The following is a 15924-nucleotide window of genomic DNA, read 5'->3' as shown; positions in this document are numbered from 1 at the left end:
ACACTGATCCCTTCCCGAACTCAGAGGTGAAACGCTGTTGCGGCAACGATAGTTTAGGGGTCGCCCTACGCAAAAATAGCTCGATGCCAGGATTCATATTCAACCACAACAACTTAAGAAAAGCCTTCTCAATTAATCTTGAGAAGGCTTTTCTTTGCTTCAGGCGTATTTGGTTCTGGCTCGTAGCAATATTACCAGCGTGCTAGAACACCGATTCAGTAATCGGGGGATAAAAGAAAATTCAGTTGAGCGTGAAGTAAATAATAGAGAAGACAATAGAGCAAATACTTGCCAGCCAACGTTTATACTGTGAGTTCGCTGATTTTGACCTTGCGAGGGGGAATTATGTCTTACACAGCTTAAGTTCCAGATCATAAAGGAATTCAGGCATTTTCATTGCGGAAAGAATCTGTTTTTGAAGCTGATTGATGGGCGTAATAAAGACGGTAGAATCAGGGAGGGAATAAATAGTTAGGTTACAAAAAGCCTTAAGCATAAGTTCTGCCGAAGGGTGGTCAGTTTTTCGCTTGGGATTACCATCGTAAAGACCTTGGAAAGAATCTTCAGCTTTCTGGAGTGCAAGTCTAACGACAAACTCCATGAGGGTAAAAACTCGCAAAGTGATGTTTAACAAAAACATCAAGCCAGTGATTCGGTTTTGATTTTGGAAATAAATCAGTGAGGCAGGCAACGAACCCCTCTTTAAACGATGGAAACCGCGTCCCTTGAATCCATTCATCCCTGTAATACATGATTGATTGTGTTAGGGTTAGCTGTTCGACAGGGGCATTGGTTACATACAATCGCCAACCAGCCAAAGCTTCTGCTTCCTGAATCGCACTCTCAATTTGTTTGATACGAAGTTGAAGCTGTTCTGCATGAATTGCTACACTCGCTCCCGTGAATCCTTGGGTATCGTGTTGATAGGTGATGCCAGCAATACTGTGTTATTTGTAGATTCTTGCAGAGAATTATCGGAATGACGACTCATGTTAAAATCTCTGAAACTTTCTCAACCAATAACTATATAGTTATTTAATTTATTTTGAAGAAGTTTCAAAACTTAATAAATTTAGGATTTATACATAGGTTAGCCTGTAGGGGATTTGCTCTTTTACTGAAGGATTGTAAAGAGGTCTAGCAAAAGAGCAATATTTATTATAACTTGATAACTATAGGACTATTTACTTGCTTACCGCATTACACATGGTTAATACCTTACCCAAGCCAGAAATTAAAACCCCCAGTAAAGAAACTGTACTCACCCCCCGGTTTTACACTACAGATTTTGAGACAGCCGCCAATCTGGATTTGTCTGCCCAGGAGACAGAGTTAAAGGCAATGCTTGCAGAAATGCGGACAGACTACAACCGTCATCATTTTGTTCGGGATGAGGTGTTTAACCAGTCTTGGGAACACATTGAGGGCGAAGCAAGACAGGCATTTATTGAGTATTTGGAGCGCTCTTGCATTTCTGAGTTTTCCGGCTTCTTACTATTCAAAGAACTATCCCGCAAGCTGAAAAATCGCAGTCCGCTGCTAGCAGAAATATTTCAACTGATGGCACGTGATGAAGCACGCCATGCTGGATTTCTCAACAAAGCAATGGGCGATTTTAAACTCTCCCTAGATTTAGGCAATGTTACTAAAACCCGCACCTATACATTTTTCCCAATTGAGTGGGTACTTTACACCGTTTACTTATCAGAAAAAATCGGGTACTGGCGTTACATTATTATCTACAGACATCTAGAAAAGCACCCAAAAAACCAGTTTTACCCTATATTCCAATATTTTGAGAGTTGGTGTCAGGATGAAAACCGTCACGGGGATATATTTAAGGCGCTTTTACGTTCTCAACCGCAACTGTGGAACAACTGGAAAGCTAGGTTGTGGAGTCGCTTTTTCCTGTTATCGGTATTTGCTACCCACACTTTGACAGTTCATGAACGGGCTGGTTTTTACACCTCATTGGGACTTGATGCGACGGAATTTGACCGCGAAGTTGTTCGTAACACCAATGAGACTGCGGGTCGAGCTTTCCCTGTAATGTTGAATACGGAACATCCCAAGTTTTTCCCACGCCTGCAACGCTGTGCGGGTTACAACATGAAAATTGCAGAGATTGAGAGCAGTTCTGTACCCAAAGTTGTGAAGCTGATTCGCAAACTACCTTTGATTGCAGCAATTGTTTGGAATTTATTGTTGGTTTACCTGATTAAACCAGTTGATGCTGAAGCTTTGCGGGAAACTGTGCGTTAAATTTGGCATTTACTGCTGTAAACTACGCATTCCTTGATTCTACATGCGTAGTTTACTGATGTAGGCTCCAAATTCACTAATATACAAGCAGTTTCCGCTATTGTGAGGTACGTGTTTAGTGCTGAAAGAGTGAAAAAGAGGTAGTGTAGAAAAACTGTATTTCATAACAGCAGGAAACGCTGTAACGAGGACTCATGCCCGTTCACAAATGGGAACAAGAACTTACTCTCTCAATCCCTTTTATAGAGGATCAAAAGTTACAGTAATTGGAGCAATTAGTATTAAAAAAGTAGTTGCATTAATGACAATGAATAACTCAATGGACGGTATTGCATTTGAATTGTTTGTTGAGAAGTTTTTAGTGCCAAATTTATGGTCAGGAGCAGTGGTAGTAATGGATAATTTATCCGCACATAAACTAGATTCAATTGTGCCAATGATTGAAGCTGTAGGTGCGAAAGTTATTTGTTTATCCTCATACTCTCCCGATTTTAATCCCATTGAATTATGGTGGTCACAACTTAAATCTTTTTTACGTAGTTTCACTCCAACTACAACAGAAATGGTTGATAAACTAATCTCAGTTGCACTCGATTTAATAAATTCTCAACATTTAAGAAACTGGTTTGCTAGTTGCTGCTACTGTACCTCATAACAGCCGTAAATGCTGTATCCAAATAATGTTTACATAAACAAGGTTTTAATAAGATTTATTAGCTAAGTATTCTTATGATTGATGTAAGATAGTTAACTTTATAATCTCTCAAATAACTCAATTATGAACCTTGCCATCAGGCATGATTGCTCCCTGAAGATCGGCATTTATAAGAATTGCCCCTGTTAAGTCAGCACCTTGCAGATTTGCTTGTCGCAAAATAGTACTATCTAGATTTGCATAACTCAAGTCAGCACCTTGTAGATTAGCCCCACTTAAATCCGCCGCTAAATTCCCCCACAGTATTGTTTTAGAGAGATTAGCGCGACATAATTTTGCTTTATTTAAGTTAGCGTGATGCAAGGAAACGGCTCTGAGATCAGCATAACTCAAATCTGCCCCAGTCAAAACTGCATATCCTAAATCTGTACGCTGGTCAGAACTGGGGCGTAAGTCTGCTTGAAATAACAGAGAACCAGATAAGTTTGCACCATGCAAATTAGCACCACATAAACTAGCTTTGATTAAATTTGTTTCTTGTAAGCGTGTGTTGACTAGTTTTCCACCCGTTAAATCAGCTTCTCGGAGAACAGCACGATATAAGTCTGCTTCACTCAAATCTATACCCCAAAGGATAGATTCACTCAAGTCTGCTTCCCGTAAACAAGCTTGGCTAAAATTAGTTTTACCAAGTCGCGTTTGACGTAAATCAGCATAGCTAAAATCTGCGCCTATGAGGTTGGCATTTGTTAATTCTGCTTCTTGCAGATTCAGTCTTTGGAAGCTTCTTTCTCCAGCAGCATAAGATTTGAGAAGTTCATTTATATCCATGTTAGAAATTTTAAGTTCAGGAGAGGGTTTTTCATACGATCGCTGTGTAATTCTTCATACGGGGTATTGGGGATATAAGTTAATGAATATACTGTTGGAAATCTTAAAGCTGAAAAAATGAGACTTGATTCAGATTTTTTCCAACCGTGCGATCGCATTATAATCAGGAACCCCTTCTAGCGATCGCTTACTTTTATCTAGTAGCACATTACCTTCTGGCCAATGGACTTGCAAGTTTCCTGACTGAATTGGTGCAATATATACTTGACAGAACAACTCACCTAACTCATTCTTAAGAATTACCTTATCCCCATCTTTTAAATCCAACAGTGCCGCATCAGCAGCATTTATTAGCACTGCCTCTCGCACCGCCCCAGTAATTGCATCCTTACGTTCCTGTACCATACTATTAAATTGCTTGCCTCGGCGCGTTGCTACTAAGAAATAACCTTCTGGTAATTCCCTTTGGCGTGGCAATAATACGCCGAAGTGCGCCTTCCCATCGGGTGTAGGGAAGTTCCAACCAAAGCACAAATGTGAACCGCCATACTGAAATTGATCACCAGCCTGCTGTAGGTGTTGAATCCCAGCATATTGGGGGACAATTTGAGCAATTTCTTGACGGATAGCAGCTGTGTCAGCAAAAGCCAGCTTATCTGCCAAATCTGGTTGCACGCGCCTTGCTAATTCTAAAAAAACTTCCCACTCTGGACGCGCTTCTCCAATGCGCGGCCCTGGAATTTCTGGACTGAAAATTACCCGGCGTTCAGTATTAGTTTCTGTTACTCCCCCAGGTATTTCGTAGCGAGTCGTCGCAGGTAAAAGCACCACAGTATCAGCCGGTTCCACCAGCATTTGGCTAGAGAGAACAATATCCGTATGTACCCGCAACGGTATTTTCTTCAGTGCCGCTTCCACATAATCCGGTTCTGGCAGCACTTCTAAAAAATTCCCTCCCACAGAAAACAACACATCTAATTCCCCCTGATATGCGGCATTAATCATTTCTGGAGCAATTAAACCTTTACTTGCTGGCACTTTAAAGCCCCAATGTTGACTCAATTGGGCAGCATTTTCTGGGGTAATGGGTTTACCACCGGGAAACACTGTGGCGTAACAGCCCATTTCTGCGCCACCTTGTACCCCAGAGTGGCCGCGAATTGGCATTAAACCACAGCCTTCCCGACCGACAAAACCTTTGGTAAGAGCTAAGTTGATAATACTTCGCACATTATCTTCGCCGCATTCATGCTGGGTAATGCCCATACTCCAAACAAATACGGCTTTGCTGGCTTCTTTGACCATTTTGGCAAAGGCGTACATTTGCTCACGGGATGTACCAGAAAGCCGTTCTAATTCTTCCCAAGATTGGCTTTCTAAAGATGTTTTGAGTTCGGCAAAGCCAACTGTGTGTAAATCTATAAATGACTGGTCTACCCAGTTGTTAGCAATTATATGTTTAATTGTGCCATTCAAAAATGCTATATCCCCGCCCATGTTGATTAAGAAGAAGTCTTCGGCAAACTTTGTACCGAAAACAGCACTTTCCACAATTGAGGGCACCCAGTAGCGCTCCATTCCTGGTTCGCGGTAAGTGTTAATAACTACAATTTTCGTACCAGCTTTTTTGGCGTAATGGAGATACTTAACGGTGACTGGCTGATTATTGGCAACGTTAGAACCAATGAAGACTAATAAATCAGTACCAATCCAGTCTTTATAAGAACAGGTGGTGGCCCCTGCACCCAGAGCAGCTTTCAGTCCTGCCGTACTGGGAGAATGGCAGATGCGGGCAGCGTTATCAATATTATTGCTTCCCATTGCCCGCACAGCTTTTTGGGTGGCATAATAAGTTTCGTTGACAGTTCCACGACTGGTAATATAAAAACTAAGGCGGTCTGGTTTAGTGGCACGGATGCGATCGCTAATTACCCCTAAAGCTTCATCCCAGCTAATACGGCGAAAGCCTTTTTCCCCTCGTTGACGCATCATCGGGAAAGGAAGTCTTCCCAAGTTCCGTAATTGGGCACTTTTTTGCTTTTGTAACTGCGAGACATCCTCCAATAGCACAGGGTCAAAAGCTGGCATAGTATTCATCCGCAACAGCCGCAACCGGACATTGCAGAGATGGATGCCATCTAAAGTCCAATCCTTCATCCCGGTTGTTCCAAGAGCGCAACCATCACAAACACCTTTGTCAAGAATATTCCACGTGTATCGTAGTTTGTCACGAGACAGCCAGATTGCCCGAAATACTTCCCAATAGTTGTTAGGGTACTGTTCGCCAATGCCGAAAGGCTTCCAACTTGCCCAGTGCTGGGGTGTCCAATATTTCTTCGGTTTAGGCAACATAGCCAAAATATAATGTATTTCTTTAAGGCTACCGTTTTGAGTAGCAAATGAGTAGCAAAGTGACTAAAAGTCTGCTCTTTGTAGTTCATGCAAGAGAAAACTGCTGTATATGGGACAGTAGTTTTACTTTTTTACATTCGTTAATAATCTCTGATGTGGAAAAAGTATTTGCCAAAAAGCTAGGATTTTTGCCGGATAAATAAAACCGAGTTCTTAATTTTAGATACAGTCGATCTTAGGTCTATAAGTAAGTTGGCACAATAAATCAAACTATATAAATAAAAATGAATTAGCTAAAAACCTTGTAGTTATTGCCTATTGCCTTATCCTCACAACAATTATTTACGCCCACTTACTTATTCCATACAATTGATAACATCTTAACAAGGCAAACTAATGCTAACAATAGTTCCTTTTCCAGGAATGCTATCGATTGTAAATTCACCACCATATAACTTCACTATATGCTGAACAATAGCTAGACCTAAACCTGAGCCTTGTTGCTCCCATGATTTTCGATTAAACTGTACAAAAGCTCCAATTGCAGCAATTTCTTCAATTGTCATTCCTTTGCCATGATCAATTACATATAAATTAAATTTACTACCTTCTACCTTACTCTTAACTTGAATTTCATTACCTGGAAAAGAAAATTTTAAAGAATTATCAATTAATTCTTCAATAAGAATACTTAATTTCTCTTCTGGTAACTGTATTATAAATTCTTCGATATCTAGCTTTAAATCTTTTTGTCTGGAATTTTCTGTAGTTTTTTTCAGAGCAACTTGACTAATAATTTTCTTCGCAAGACATTTATCTTTCTTTTCTGTAATCTGACAATTATTTTCAGGATTTTTGGCTAGTAACTCTAGATTACTATATAATAAAAATCTTTGAACTAATGTATTCAGTCGATTAGCAGATGTGTAAATGAATTCCGCAATTTCGGCTTCTTCAGAGCTAGGCATGATGTCACAATTTTCAATTAATAACCGTGACATACCAAGAATGCCATTTAAAGGAGTATTCAGTTCGTGAGGTAACGAGTGAGCAATATTCATTCTCAGTTCGTCTAGTTTAGATTTAGTTTGACGCTCAACCAAAGCGTGCTTTTCAAGACGAGAAGCGATCGCGTTGAGTAGTTCTTCAGGAGTAAATGGTTTGGTTAAATAATCATCAGCCCCAAAATCCATGCCCTGACGAAAATCTGAACGCTCTGCTTTAGCAGTGACAAATATTAAAGGTATATTGATTGTTGCTTCGTTTTGACGCAGAGCAGATAGTACGCTAAAACCATCTAATTCTGGCATCATAATGTCGCAGATAATTAAATCAGGTAATGTATTTTTGGCAATTTCTAATCCAATTAGACCATTTGGAGCTATCAAAGTTTCAAAATCAGAAAGCTGTAAAATCTCCTGAATATTTTCCCGAACTTGAGGTTCATCTTCTATGATTAAAATTGTATTCATCTAGTAATAATAAATATAAAAATATAATTTTTCTGAAGTTGGGGTGATGCTTTAAATAAAATCATCAAAGGTTTAAAAGTTGAATTTTGTTTGATAGGAAAAATCTGAGTAATCGTGAAACAAGAATCGTATGATTAATTTCATATTATTTGCTAGATTTTAGTAAATTAAATTTTTGCATAGTTTTTATATTTTCTGGTGTAATTAATGCCTGTAAATTCTTCATTTGATTCAAAAGTGTAATTTCTTTAACATACTCTTGTTGTAAAATACTCAAGTAGCGATCGCGCTCAATATCGGAGTGAGCTTTTTTCAACATATAGATTGCCATATTGATATTTGAAAGCGGGTTAGCTAAGTCTTGTAAAAATTTTTCTAAAACCTCATTACATATCTCTGCTAGTTGTTGGCTCTCTTGTAGCTTTAATGAATCTGTCTGTATCTGCTGACTCAGCTTGATATTTTGTTGATATTGCTGTTCATATTGTTGTTTGATTAAAATTGGTTTTTCTGTGCGAGCTAATCTAACATTAATTGCCTTTAGCAGTTCTTGTGGTGAGAAAGGTTTTGTAAGGTAATCATCGGCTCCTAACTCCATACCTTGGCGTAAGTCACCACGATCTACTTTTGCAGTCAGAAAAATTACTGGGATAAATTCAGTTATTGGATCTTGGCGTAAGGCTGTCAGTACACTGTAACCGTCAAGTCCAGGCATCATAACGTCACAACATATCAAGTCTGGTTTTTCTGTTTTAGCAAGTCGTAATCCTTCTAAACCATTATTTGCAGTAATAGGGTGAAAATCTGAAAAACTTAAAATCTGTTCAATATTTGAACAAATTTGCATTTCATCTTCAATTACTAATATTTTTTTATTCATTGGCGTAATTTAAATAGTGATTTTGCCTAGGCAGTTTTGTTATTGTCTAAAGATGCAGTTATTAGAGCAGATTATCCAACGTGACAATTTGGCAAACTAGATGAGACTCTAAACGATGCCTCGTAGTTATTATTCCCCAAAATTATTTACTAATAACACATCAAATAGCTTCAATTGAGGATATGACTTATAATTAGTGGTAGTTCTACCCTAAATGTCGTACCCACTCCGACCTGACTAGAGAAGGTAATTCTGCCACTATGAAGGTCTATACACTTCTGGACTATTGCCAAGCCTAATCCAGTTCCTGGCGTATTACCAACATTACTAGCTCGGTAGAATGGTTCAAATAATTTCTGCTGTTCCTCGGGGAAAATCCCAATACCTTCATCTTGAATTAGAAAAACTGCGCTTTTGTTTTGAAGTAATAAATCAATTTTAATCTTACTGCCTTGTAGTGAGTATTTGACAGCATTTGATAGCAAATTACTCAGTATTTGCCGCAAAATTTTCTTGTCTATACAAGCCATAAAGCGATCATCTGTCGATGAGTTATCCAAGTACTGGGGACAGAAGGCTAGGATATGGTTAGGAGAACTTAGTTGAATTTCCTCTACCAAAGAGTGACAGAAATCAATCAATTTAATACAAGTTGGTTCAAATGCTAATTTTCCAGCTTCAGCCTTATTAATTAGCAAAATGTCATCTAACAGTTGAGTGGTATGTTGAACATAGGTTTGAATACATTGGAGATGTTTTTGCTTTTTTTGTTCATCCAGTTTATGACTAAAAGTGTTTAAAATCCCAGCAGAAGAAGCAATCACAGCTAAAGGAGTTCTGAACTCGTGGGAAGTCATAGAAATGAAACGAGATTTCAACTCATTTAGTTCTTTTTCTTTCTCTAAAGCTTTACAAATATTTTCTTCAGCTTGTTTGCGCTCACGTATATCTTTAACTACCCCGATCGCATAAATTGGTTTGCCAATCTCATCTCGAATTAGAGAAACCGTTAAATTTACCCAAATTACATCACCATTTTTATGTAAATAGCGCTTTTCTATGGAAAATGTTTCTACTTTTCCTGCTATAAGTTGTTGCAAATTATTGAGATGGGCTTGTATATCCTCTGGATGTGTAATATCTTGAAAATTTTTCTTCAGGACTTCTTCTTGGCTGTAGCCTAAAATTTCACACAAGTTCTGATTAACTTTAAGAAAATAACCATCTAAAGTCTCTAATTTAATTCCTACAGCTACTTGATTAAAAATAGCTCTAAGTTCTGCTTCACTTTTTTGTAAATCTAAAGTGCGTTGCTTAACCCTAAGCTCTAAATCTTGATTGAGTTTTTGTAAAGCTTCTTGCGCTCGTTGTCGTTGTAGTTCAGCTGATGCTCTGGCTGCAAATACTTTGAGAATTCCTTCAAATTTATGGTGGTCAGGTATGGGCTTTTTATCTACTATACATAGTGAGCCAATCGGTTGACCAAAATCATCACTTAAAATAACTCCCATAAAACTTTCGGCTTGCATCGCCACCCATCTTTCAGCATTAGGGAAAAGTTGCTGAATTCCTGAAGGACAATAGTAAAATCCTTGCTTGAGCAAAATTTCACAAGGCGTTGATTTTGGGTCATAGAAAATATTGGATTGTAACTGTCCATCAGACCAAAATCCTAAAGTGTGAACTTGCCCATCAATTAACTCAGTTACTAAGGTGTGAGGTACATCTAAAGTAGAAGAAATATGCTCAACCAATGCTGGGAAAAAGTCACGCCCAGTAGTAGAAGCGGTACTTTCTATTAAACTTTGTAAGGCTATTTCAGCTTGTTTGCGTTTTGTAATATCAATTCCTACTGCAACAGCAGCTGTGTTGTAATGATATTTTTGAGCAACTAGCAAGTAATTGCATATTTTGCCGTTGATTTGGGTATCAATAATGCTAGAATCTGCCACATCTTGGCTAGCTAAGAATTTATGCATAAATTCTGTAAATTGCGGACTGCTTTCCATAAAGCCTAGTTCTTGTCCGATAAAAGCATCGGTAGTCAAGTTAAAACTTTCAGCTAAATGGCGATTAACCCCTAAATAATATCCATCAGAATTTACCCAAGAAACAAACCCAGGTACTGCATCTAAAACTGTTTGTAATTGCTCTTTGGCTTGTCGGAGATTCTTTTCTGCTCGTTGGTATTCTGTAATGTCTTCAGAAATACACAATAGGTATTCGGGTTGTTGGTCTTTGTCATACAAAGGAATTTTAGTCGTATGTAAAATTCTTCTGCCAAAACTATGGCTGTCAATAGGTTCTTCAGGAATATCTTGAGGTTCACCAAGAGCAAAAGTTTCTTGGTCTTTTTGGCAGAAAAAATCTGCTTGTTCTTTCGGGAAGAATTCGTAATCTGTTTTACCAATAGCCTGCTCTGCTGTAATGCCAAAAATGTTTTCGCAGGTATGATTCCAGAGCTTGAATTTACCAAAACTTTCTGGTTTGGCATCTTTAACAAAGACTGCTACAGGTAGATTATTAATCATCGACTGTAAAAAGTTGCGAGTTTGTTGAAGTTCCTCTTGTGCTTTTCGACTCTCAGTGATGTCAATACCTGTACAGACGATATACTCAAGTTGATTATCTCGATTAAGTAAAACCTTATTTGACCAAGAAATTAAGCGGCGTTCGCTATCTTTAGTAACTAAAGAAGTTTCATAACGTTGAGGAAATTCTCTCTCTGCTAAATTTTTAAAAACGCCTTTGATACATTCTGTTATTTCAGGTAATAGCAGTATATCCCAAACAAATCTTCCCTTAACTTCATCAAATTTGTAACCTGTAGCTTGTTCGCAAGTATGGTTAAAACGAACAATTCTTCCCTGAAAATCTACTACAATAACCAAAGCATCTGCTAAATTCAAAATTGCCGAAATAAAATTACGCTCTAATCGCAATTCTGCTTCAATTCTTTGGCGTTCTGCAAGTTTGACTTGTGCATAATTGTAGAGTCTAGCTTGTTGAATTGAAACTGCCAGCAGACTAGCAGGAGTAACTAATCCGATTAATTCTCCTTTCTCTCCGACAATAGGCAAATGGCAAATCCGATGTCTCCTCAGCAAATTTAACGCAGTAAAAATATCTTTAAAATCTGTTAACTTTAGTGTGATTAACTCTCTTGTCATCACTTCCGCAACACTGATTCCTCCTAAATTTTTGCCTTGTGCTGTCAGCTTAATTAAATCTCGCTGTGTAATTATCCCTTGTAACTGCGAGTTTTCTATAACTAAAACACAACTGGTAGCTTGAGATGTGATATTATCTATGTCTTTACTTGAGCTTGTCAAATAATTGGTATCTTTGATTGGCACGCCATCAGAGTTACCTGGTGCTTCATTGATTAGTGCAATCACATCTGGAAGCAAAATATCAGAGTTAACAATCAGAGGATGACGAATGATCGTCATTTGTAAATTATCAGAGGTGACAGAGTTAATAAGCATTATGTATAGATGTCTTAATCAAAAAATATCTTTAAAAAAGATACAGATAACATCTTTACTTATAATTTTTTAAAAAACATCAGTATTTTCTATGAGCAATTTGCTTATATCTTTTTATTAAAGATTTAGGCTAATGCTCATGGGTCTCATCTCGACAATTTTTAATAAATTTAAATCGTATTCCAGCAAATAAGCTTTAAAACATATAACTATGTTCATAGTCCCAACATTTATCATCATGCCAGGTTCTACCACTATATTGACAGTCAGACCTATTGTTAATCCAGGGAATTGATGTAGGGTTGTCGGGAGGTGATGAAATTAGAGAACTAATTGAAGACACTACATAAGAGGCGATAACAAAGCTAGAGCTTCCTAAAATAATTAAAGCTATTAGGATAAAAATAAAATTAACAGGCTTCGATTCGATAATTACAATTTTTTTAAAGCCTAAAGTCTGCTTGAATCTAGACTCTCTAGCTGCTACTGACATTAGATTAAAACTCCTTTAATAACCAATACCGTTCAAAACTTGTACAAAATTGTGGGTTTGAGACGCGATAAATCGCCGTCTCTACAAGTGTTATGGTCTTATCTGAACTGTATTGCTTTAATAACCGGAAGAAGGAGCGAATAGATTAAACCGACTAAACTAGCTAAAAAGAAATATTTTTTGCAACCTATTCAATATATTGATGAATTATTTCTGTTCGTACTAGGTTTAGTATTCATGGTTTCAATCCAAAATTCATCGAGGAAAAATAGGAATTTTTTCTTGATTAAATTCCCAGGTTTTACTTAAATTGCTATTTTGGATTCGAGAAAAAATACTGAGTCGCTACTCTGGAATATCCGTAGGGTTCAGGAGATTGTATAGAAGGATGGCAATCTGGCTGATGATAAAAATCACTGTTTAGGCGTAGTCCAATCTAGGCATTGCCCTAAAACCAGGATTTTATTTTGGTGCTACTAGTCTGGCCGTAAATGAATTTTACGAGCAGCAAATTTACTGAACGCTTTCGGAAGATAACTAGGTATGATTGCAAATTCTATTCATACTGAACACGGAGGCAAAAATTTTTAGGGATTTGGTGAAGACATCAGGCCAAAGGGCAACATAGATATATCTCAAACGTTTTGTCTGCTCTTTATGTAAATTTCCTATCCAGATATAACTCACTCCACTAATGTCAAGCTATTAGCATGATGAAAATCAAGGTATAATTTTTTTGAAACGCGATCGCGTTTGTATTTTTAACTTATGAGTCATTTCTCTCCCCTGACAATTCTGCTAATTGATAATTGCCTAGAGACCGAGAAGCATATTGTCGTTTTTTGAAGCAGGACAGGTTGTATACCTATCGTATTTGGGAGTTTGAGATAGCAGCGCAGTCCATGAAATGGTGTCAACAGGAGATGCCAGATATAAGCTGGATTTTGAATTGCCTGATGGGGATGGGCTACTGTATTGCCAAAAGCCGCGAAAAAACCACCTTTGATTTTGCTAGCAGAAGATAATCAAAGAAATCAAGTTTTAGCAAGGTAGCAGAAATTTTTAATGAATACTCAACCTTCTATTTTAGTGATTGATGATGAACCCGATAACTTCGATGTTGTGGAAACCTTGTTAAATAATGAAAACTACGAGCTACATTATGCTTCTAGTGGTCAACAAGCTCTGAATCGCCTCAACAGTCTTCAGCCCGATCTGATTTTGCTGGATGTGATGATGCCTGGTCTAGATGGGATGGAAGTATGCCAACGCATCAAAGCTGATCCACAATGGCAGATAGTGCCGATCATTATGGTGACAGCATTAACTGCTAAAGAAGATTTAGCTAGATGTCTAGCAACAGGCGCAGATGACTTCATTAGTAAACCCATCAACGGCGTAGAATTACGAGCCAGGGTTAATTCTATGTTGCGGATTAAGCAGCAGTACGACAGCCTGCAAGTTTTGCTGCAACTGCGAGAAGATATGGCAAATATGATTGTCCACGATCTCCGAAATTCTCTTACCAGTATTGTCCTCGCGGCTGAAATTCTCCGGTTTTACGACTTGTCACCCGAACAGCAACGAGGCAAGGCTGATCAAATTTTATTTGCAGGACAACAGCTACAATCATTGATTAATAGCTTGCTGATCATGGCAAAGTTAGAATCTGGAAAAATGCTTCTCAACTACACAGAAGTAGACCTTTATTTACTCTGTATGTCAGCATTAGCAGATTTTGAAGCGATCGCTACTCAAAAGAACCTGCTTTTGATAGGTGAATTACCTGAACCTGGTGGCATTGTGAAAGTAGATGCAACAATCTTTCGTCGAGTTCTAGATAATTTGCTCTCTAATGCTATTAAGTTCTCCCCATCTAACTCTCAAGTTACCCTACGGGGAGAGTATTTGGCAGCAGGCGGTGCGAAAGTGCAAGTCGCTGATGCAGGCCCCGGAATCCCTGAAGACGTAAGAAAAATCATATTTGATAAATATGAAGTTGCAAGTCGGATACCAAATGTTTCGCAAATAGGTTTAGGATTGGCTTTCTGCAAAATGGCAGTCGAGGCACATTCCGGTACAATTACCATCGAAGATAATTATCCAACTGGTAGTATCTTTACTGTATTTACTCAAAAATAAATTATTAACTCCAAAATTGCCGCATCTAGTCAGATTTTCAATAGGTACTCCTTTTAACTATTTAGCAAGTATTTTGTGAAATTAATGTATTATTTTAGTACTATAGGAATCCGGTTTGATTTCTGTTGACGCAGCGTGAGGTAGCTATATTTACTTGCGTGGGCAGGGAACAGGAAAGAAGGGATAGATCCATACTGAGTCTTGTGCAAAAATGAAAACTGGTTGCTATAGTAACAACTTAACTACGCTATTATGAAATTTAATAACTAATTAGTTATTAAAAAAATATTGTACCGACTATTAAATCTCCCTATGCCAAAAACTAAGCCGCACAAGTCCGATCCAGCTGTTCTTGTGGCAGTTGCTGACTACTTCAAGGTTTTATCAGAGGCAAGTCGGCTACAGATTTTAGCCAGTCTAAAATCAGGGCCAATGAATGTGATGGAAATTGCCGAGGTCACTAACTTAGGTCAGGCAAATCTATCTAAGCATCTGAAAGTGTTAACTCAAGCAGGGATTCTATCTCGTCAGCCCAAAGGTACGAGTGCCTATTACGAGATTGCCGAACCAATGATTTTTGAGCTTTGTGAGTTAGCGTGCGATCGCATTAGTGAACGCGTGCAACAGCAGGCTGAGAGCTTGAAAGTCCTTCGAAGTAAAACAGCAGTTTTTTAAAAAATAGCTGATATCTTAATTGGGTAAAAAAATGCCCTCCTAGATACTGGTAGTTAGGGGCACAACGATCATGCCCCTACAAATGATCCATATTCCCTTTAATCTTCATCAAGGGCTGGGAAAGCTTCTTCAATTTGCCACAACTTATCTTTGTTTTCAACAAACCAAATACGAGTTTCGGGAGTTAATTTACTCCAGATAACTTCAACAGGGATGTGAGGAGATGAATATTGGTACTCCTGACCAAGTGACTTGAGATTGTCTGCTACATCGTGGGGAATTCCGAATTGTTCCCAGTCAACTGTTATATGTCTTCCCGAAACTCCGGCTGTAGGGTCGAAAATCAATTGTGCTGATCTGACTAAATCAGCAAAGTGTTTCGGTTTGAGTTTGGTGATCTCTTGAAGTTGGAGTGATTCGTTATGCTCTTGAGACATTATCGCCGCAGTGGTAAAGATTAGTGGTGTTTGAACTTACTGGCAGAGATTTTGATCCCAATATTTTTACTTTAGCGCAGAGCCGCTAACTTGATCTTGATTTAATCAGACCTTGAATTTTCAGACCATCTAAAAAGCAGCAAATAAGTAGGTAGGTGGGGAAAAATCTAACTATGTTAAGATAAGTAAATACATAAAATATATTTACTTAGTAACAAATAATATGGGCGCTCGTTT

General features: G+C 38.2%; 11 protein-coding genes and 1 rRNA gene. 5 read left to right on the top strand and 7 right to left on the bottom strand.

All coding sequences use genetic code 11. From position 1 onward, the window contains the following. Nucleotides 1-92: ribosomal RNA gene (gene rrf, locus V7K69_RS32980) — 5S ribosomal RNA — on the top strand; the annotation flags it as partial. Between the two features lie 251 nt (nt 93-343). Here the strand turns inward: rrf and V7K69_RS17455 are convergent. Further along, a complete protein-coding gene (locus V7K69_RS17455; RefSeq protein ID WP_335036490.1) occupies nt 344-739 on the bottom strand; it encodes a hypothetical protein in 396 nt (131 codons plus the stop codon). Nucleotides 740-1206: 467 nt separating this feature from the next. Between V7K69_RS17455 and acsF the strand changes: the two genes are divergently transcribed. Both acsF and V7K69_RS17445 read left to right on the top strand, forming a co-directional pair. Next, a complete protein-coding gene (gene acsF / locus V7K69_RS17450; RefSeq protein ID WP_335036488.1) occupies nt 1207-2262 on the top strand; it encodes a magnesium-protoporphyrin IX monomethyl ester (oxidative) cyclase in 1056 nt (351 codons plus the stop codon). Nucleotides 2263-2416: 154 nt separating this feature from the next. Next, nucleotides 2417-2917, top strand: a complete 501-nt coding sequence (locus V7K69_RS17445) for a transposase (protein ID WP_335036492.1) — start codon at nt 2417-2419, stop codon at nt 2915-2917. 117 nt (nt 2918-3034) lie between these two features. Here V7K69_RS17445 and hetL read toward each other — a convergent pair whose 3' ends face one another. The 5 genes from hetL to V7K69_RS17420 all read right to left on the bottom strand — a co-directional run bounded on the left by hetL (nt 3035) and on the right by V7K69_RS17420 (nt 11904). Next, nucleotides 3035-3748: a heterocyst differentiation pentapeptide repeat protein HetL gene (gene hetL, locus V7K69_RS17440; RefSeq protein ID WP_335036486.1), complete on the bottom strand. Its 714-nt coding sequence runs from the start codon at nt 3746-3748 to the stop codon at nt 3035-3037. Nucleotides 3749-3877: 129 nt separating this feature from the next. Further along, entirely contained in the window at nt 3878-6100 is a 2223-nt protein-coding gene (locus V7K69_RS17435) for an FdhF/YdeP family oxidoreductase (RefSeq protein WP_335036484.1), read from the bottom strand. Nucleotides 6101-6480: 380 nt separating this feature from the next. Beyond that, nucleotides 6481-7572 (bottom strand): hybrid sensor histidine kinase/response regulator, encoded by a 1092-nt coding sequence (locus V7K69_RS17430; RefSeq protein ID WP_335036482.1) that lies wholly within the window; start codon nt 7570-7572, stop codon nt 6481-6483. 145 nt (nt 7573-7717) lie between these two features. After that, on the bottom strand, nt 7718-8452 hold the full coding sequence (locus tag V7K69_RS17425) for a response regulator transcription factor (RefSeq protein WP_335036480.1): 735 nt from the start codon (nt 8450-8452) through the stop codon (nt 7718-7720). Between the two features lie 170 nt (nt 8453-8622). Further along, a complete protein-coding gene (locus tag V7K69_RS17420) occupies nt 8623-11904 on the bottom strand; it encodes a PAS domain S-box protein (protein ID WP_335036478.1) in 3282 nt (1093 codons plus the stop codon). 1594 nt (nt 11905-13498) lie between these two features. Here V7K69_RS17420 and V7K69_RS17415 point away from each other — a divergent pair. Together V7K69_RS17415 and V7K69_RS17410 are read left to right on the top strand one after the other, a co-directional pair. After that, nucleotides 13499-14575: a hybrid sensor histidine kinase/response regulator gene (locus V7K69_RS17415; protein WP_335036476.1), complete on the top strand. Its 1077-nt coding sequence runs from the start codon at nt 13499-13501 to the stop codon at nt 14573-14575. 312 nt (nt 14576-14887) lie between these two features. Continuing rightward, a complete protein-coding gene (locus tag V7K69_RS17410; RefSeq protein WP_163929547.1) occupies nt 14888-15250 on the top strand; it encodes an ArsR/SmtB family transcription factor in 363 nt (120 codons plus the stop codon). Nucleotides 15251-15348: 98 nt separating this feature from the next. Here the strand turns inward: V7K69_RS17410 and V7K69_RS17405 are convergent, their stop codons facing one another. Then, on the bottom strand, nt 15349-15687 hold the full coding sequence (locus V7K69_RS17405) for a hypothetical protein (RefSeq protein WP_335036474.1): 339 nt from the start codon (nt 15685-15687) through the stop codon (nt 15349-15351). Nucleotides 15688-15924 lie beyond the last annotated feature (237 nt).

It is taken from the genome of Nostoc sp. (assembly GCF_036917775.1).
Classification (GTDB): Bacteria; Cyanobacteriota; Cyanobacteriia; order Cyanobacteriales; family Nostocaceae; genus Nostoc.
The sequence above is the reverse complement of the archived record's forward strand: the minus strand, read 5'-3'. Positions and strand labels throughout refer to the sequence as shown.

What these genes read in the sequence shown, in the direction of transcription:
- V7K69_RS17415 (WP_335036476.1), top strand. Translation starts at nt 13,499, where the DNA reads ATGAATACTCAACCTTCTATTTTAGTGATTGATGATGAACCCGATAAC.
- V7K69_RS17410 (WP_163929547.1), top strand. Translation starts at nt 14,888, where the DNA reads ATGCCAAAAACTAAGCCGCACAAGTCCGATCCAGCTGTTCTTGTGGCA.
- V7K69_RS17430 (WP_335036482.1), bottom strand. Translation starts at nt 7,572, where the DNA reads ATGAATACAATTTTAATCATAGAAGATGAACCTCAAGTTCGGGAAAAT.
- V7K69_RS17420 (WP_335036478.1), bottom strand. Translation starts at nt 11,904, where the DNA reads ATGACGATCATTCGTCATCCTCTGATTGTTAACTCTGATATTTTGCTT.
- V7K69_RS17455 (WP_335036490.1), bottom strand. Translation starts at nt 739, where the DNA reads ATGAATGGATTCAAGGGACGCGGTTTCCATCGTTTAAAGAGGGGTTCG.
- V7K69_RS17425 (WP_335036480.1), bottom strand. Translation starts at nt 8,452, where the DNA reads ATGAATAAAAAAATATTAGTAATTGAAGATGAAATGCAAATTTGTTCA.
- hetL (WP_335036486.1), bottom strand. Translation starts at nt 3,748, where the DNA reads ATGGATATAAATGAACTTCTCAAATCTTATGCTGCTGGAGAAAGAAGC.
- acsF (WP_335036488.1), top strand. Translation starts at nt 1,207, where the DNA reads ATGGTTAATACCTTACCCAAGCCAGAAATTAAAACCCCCAGTAAAGAA.
- V7K69_RS17405 (WP_335036474.1), bottom strand. Translation starts at nt 15,687, where the DNA reads ATGTCTCAAGAGCATAACGAATCACTCCAACTTCAAGAGATCACCAAA.
- V7K69_RS17435 (WP_335036484.1), bottom strand. Translation starts at nt 6,100, where the DNA reads ATGTTGCCTAAACCGAAGAAATATTGGACACCCCAGCACTGGGCAAGT.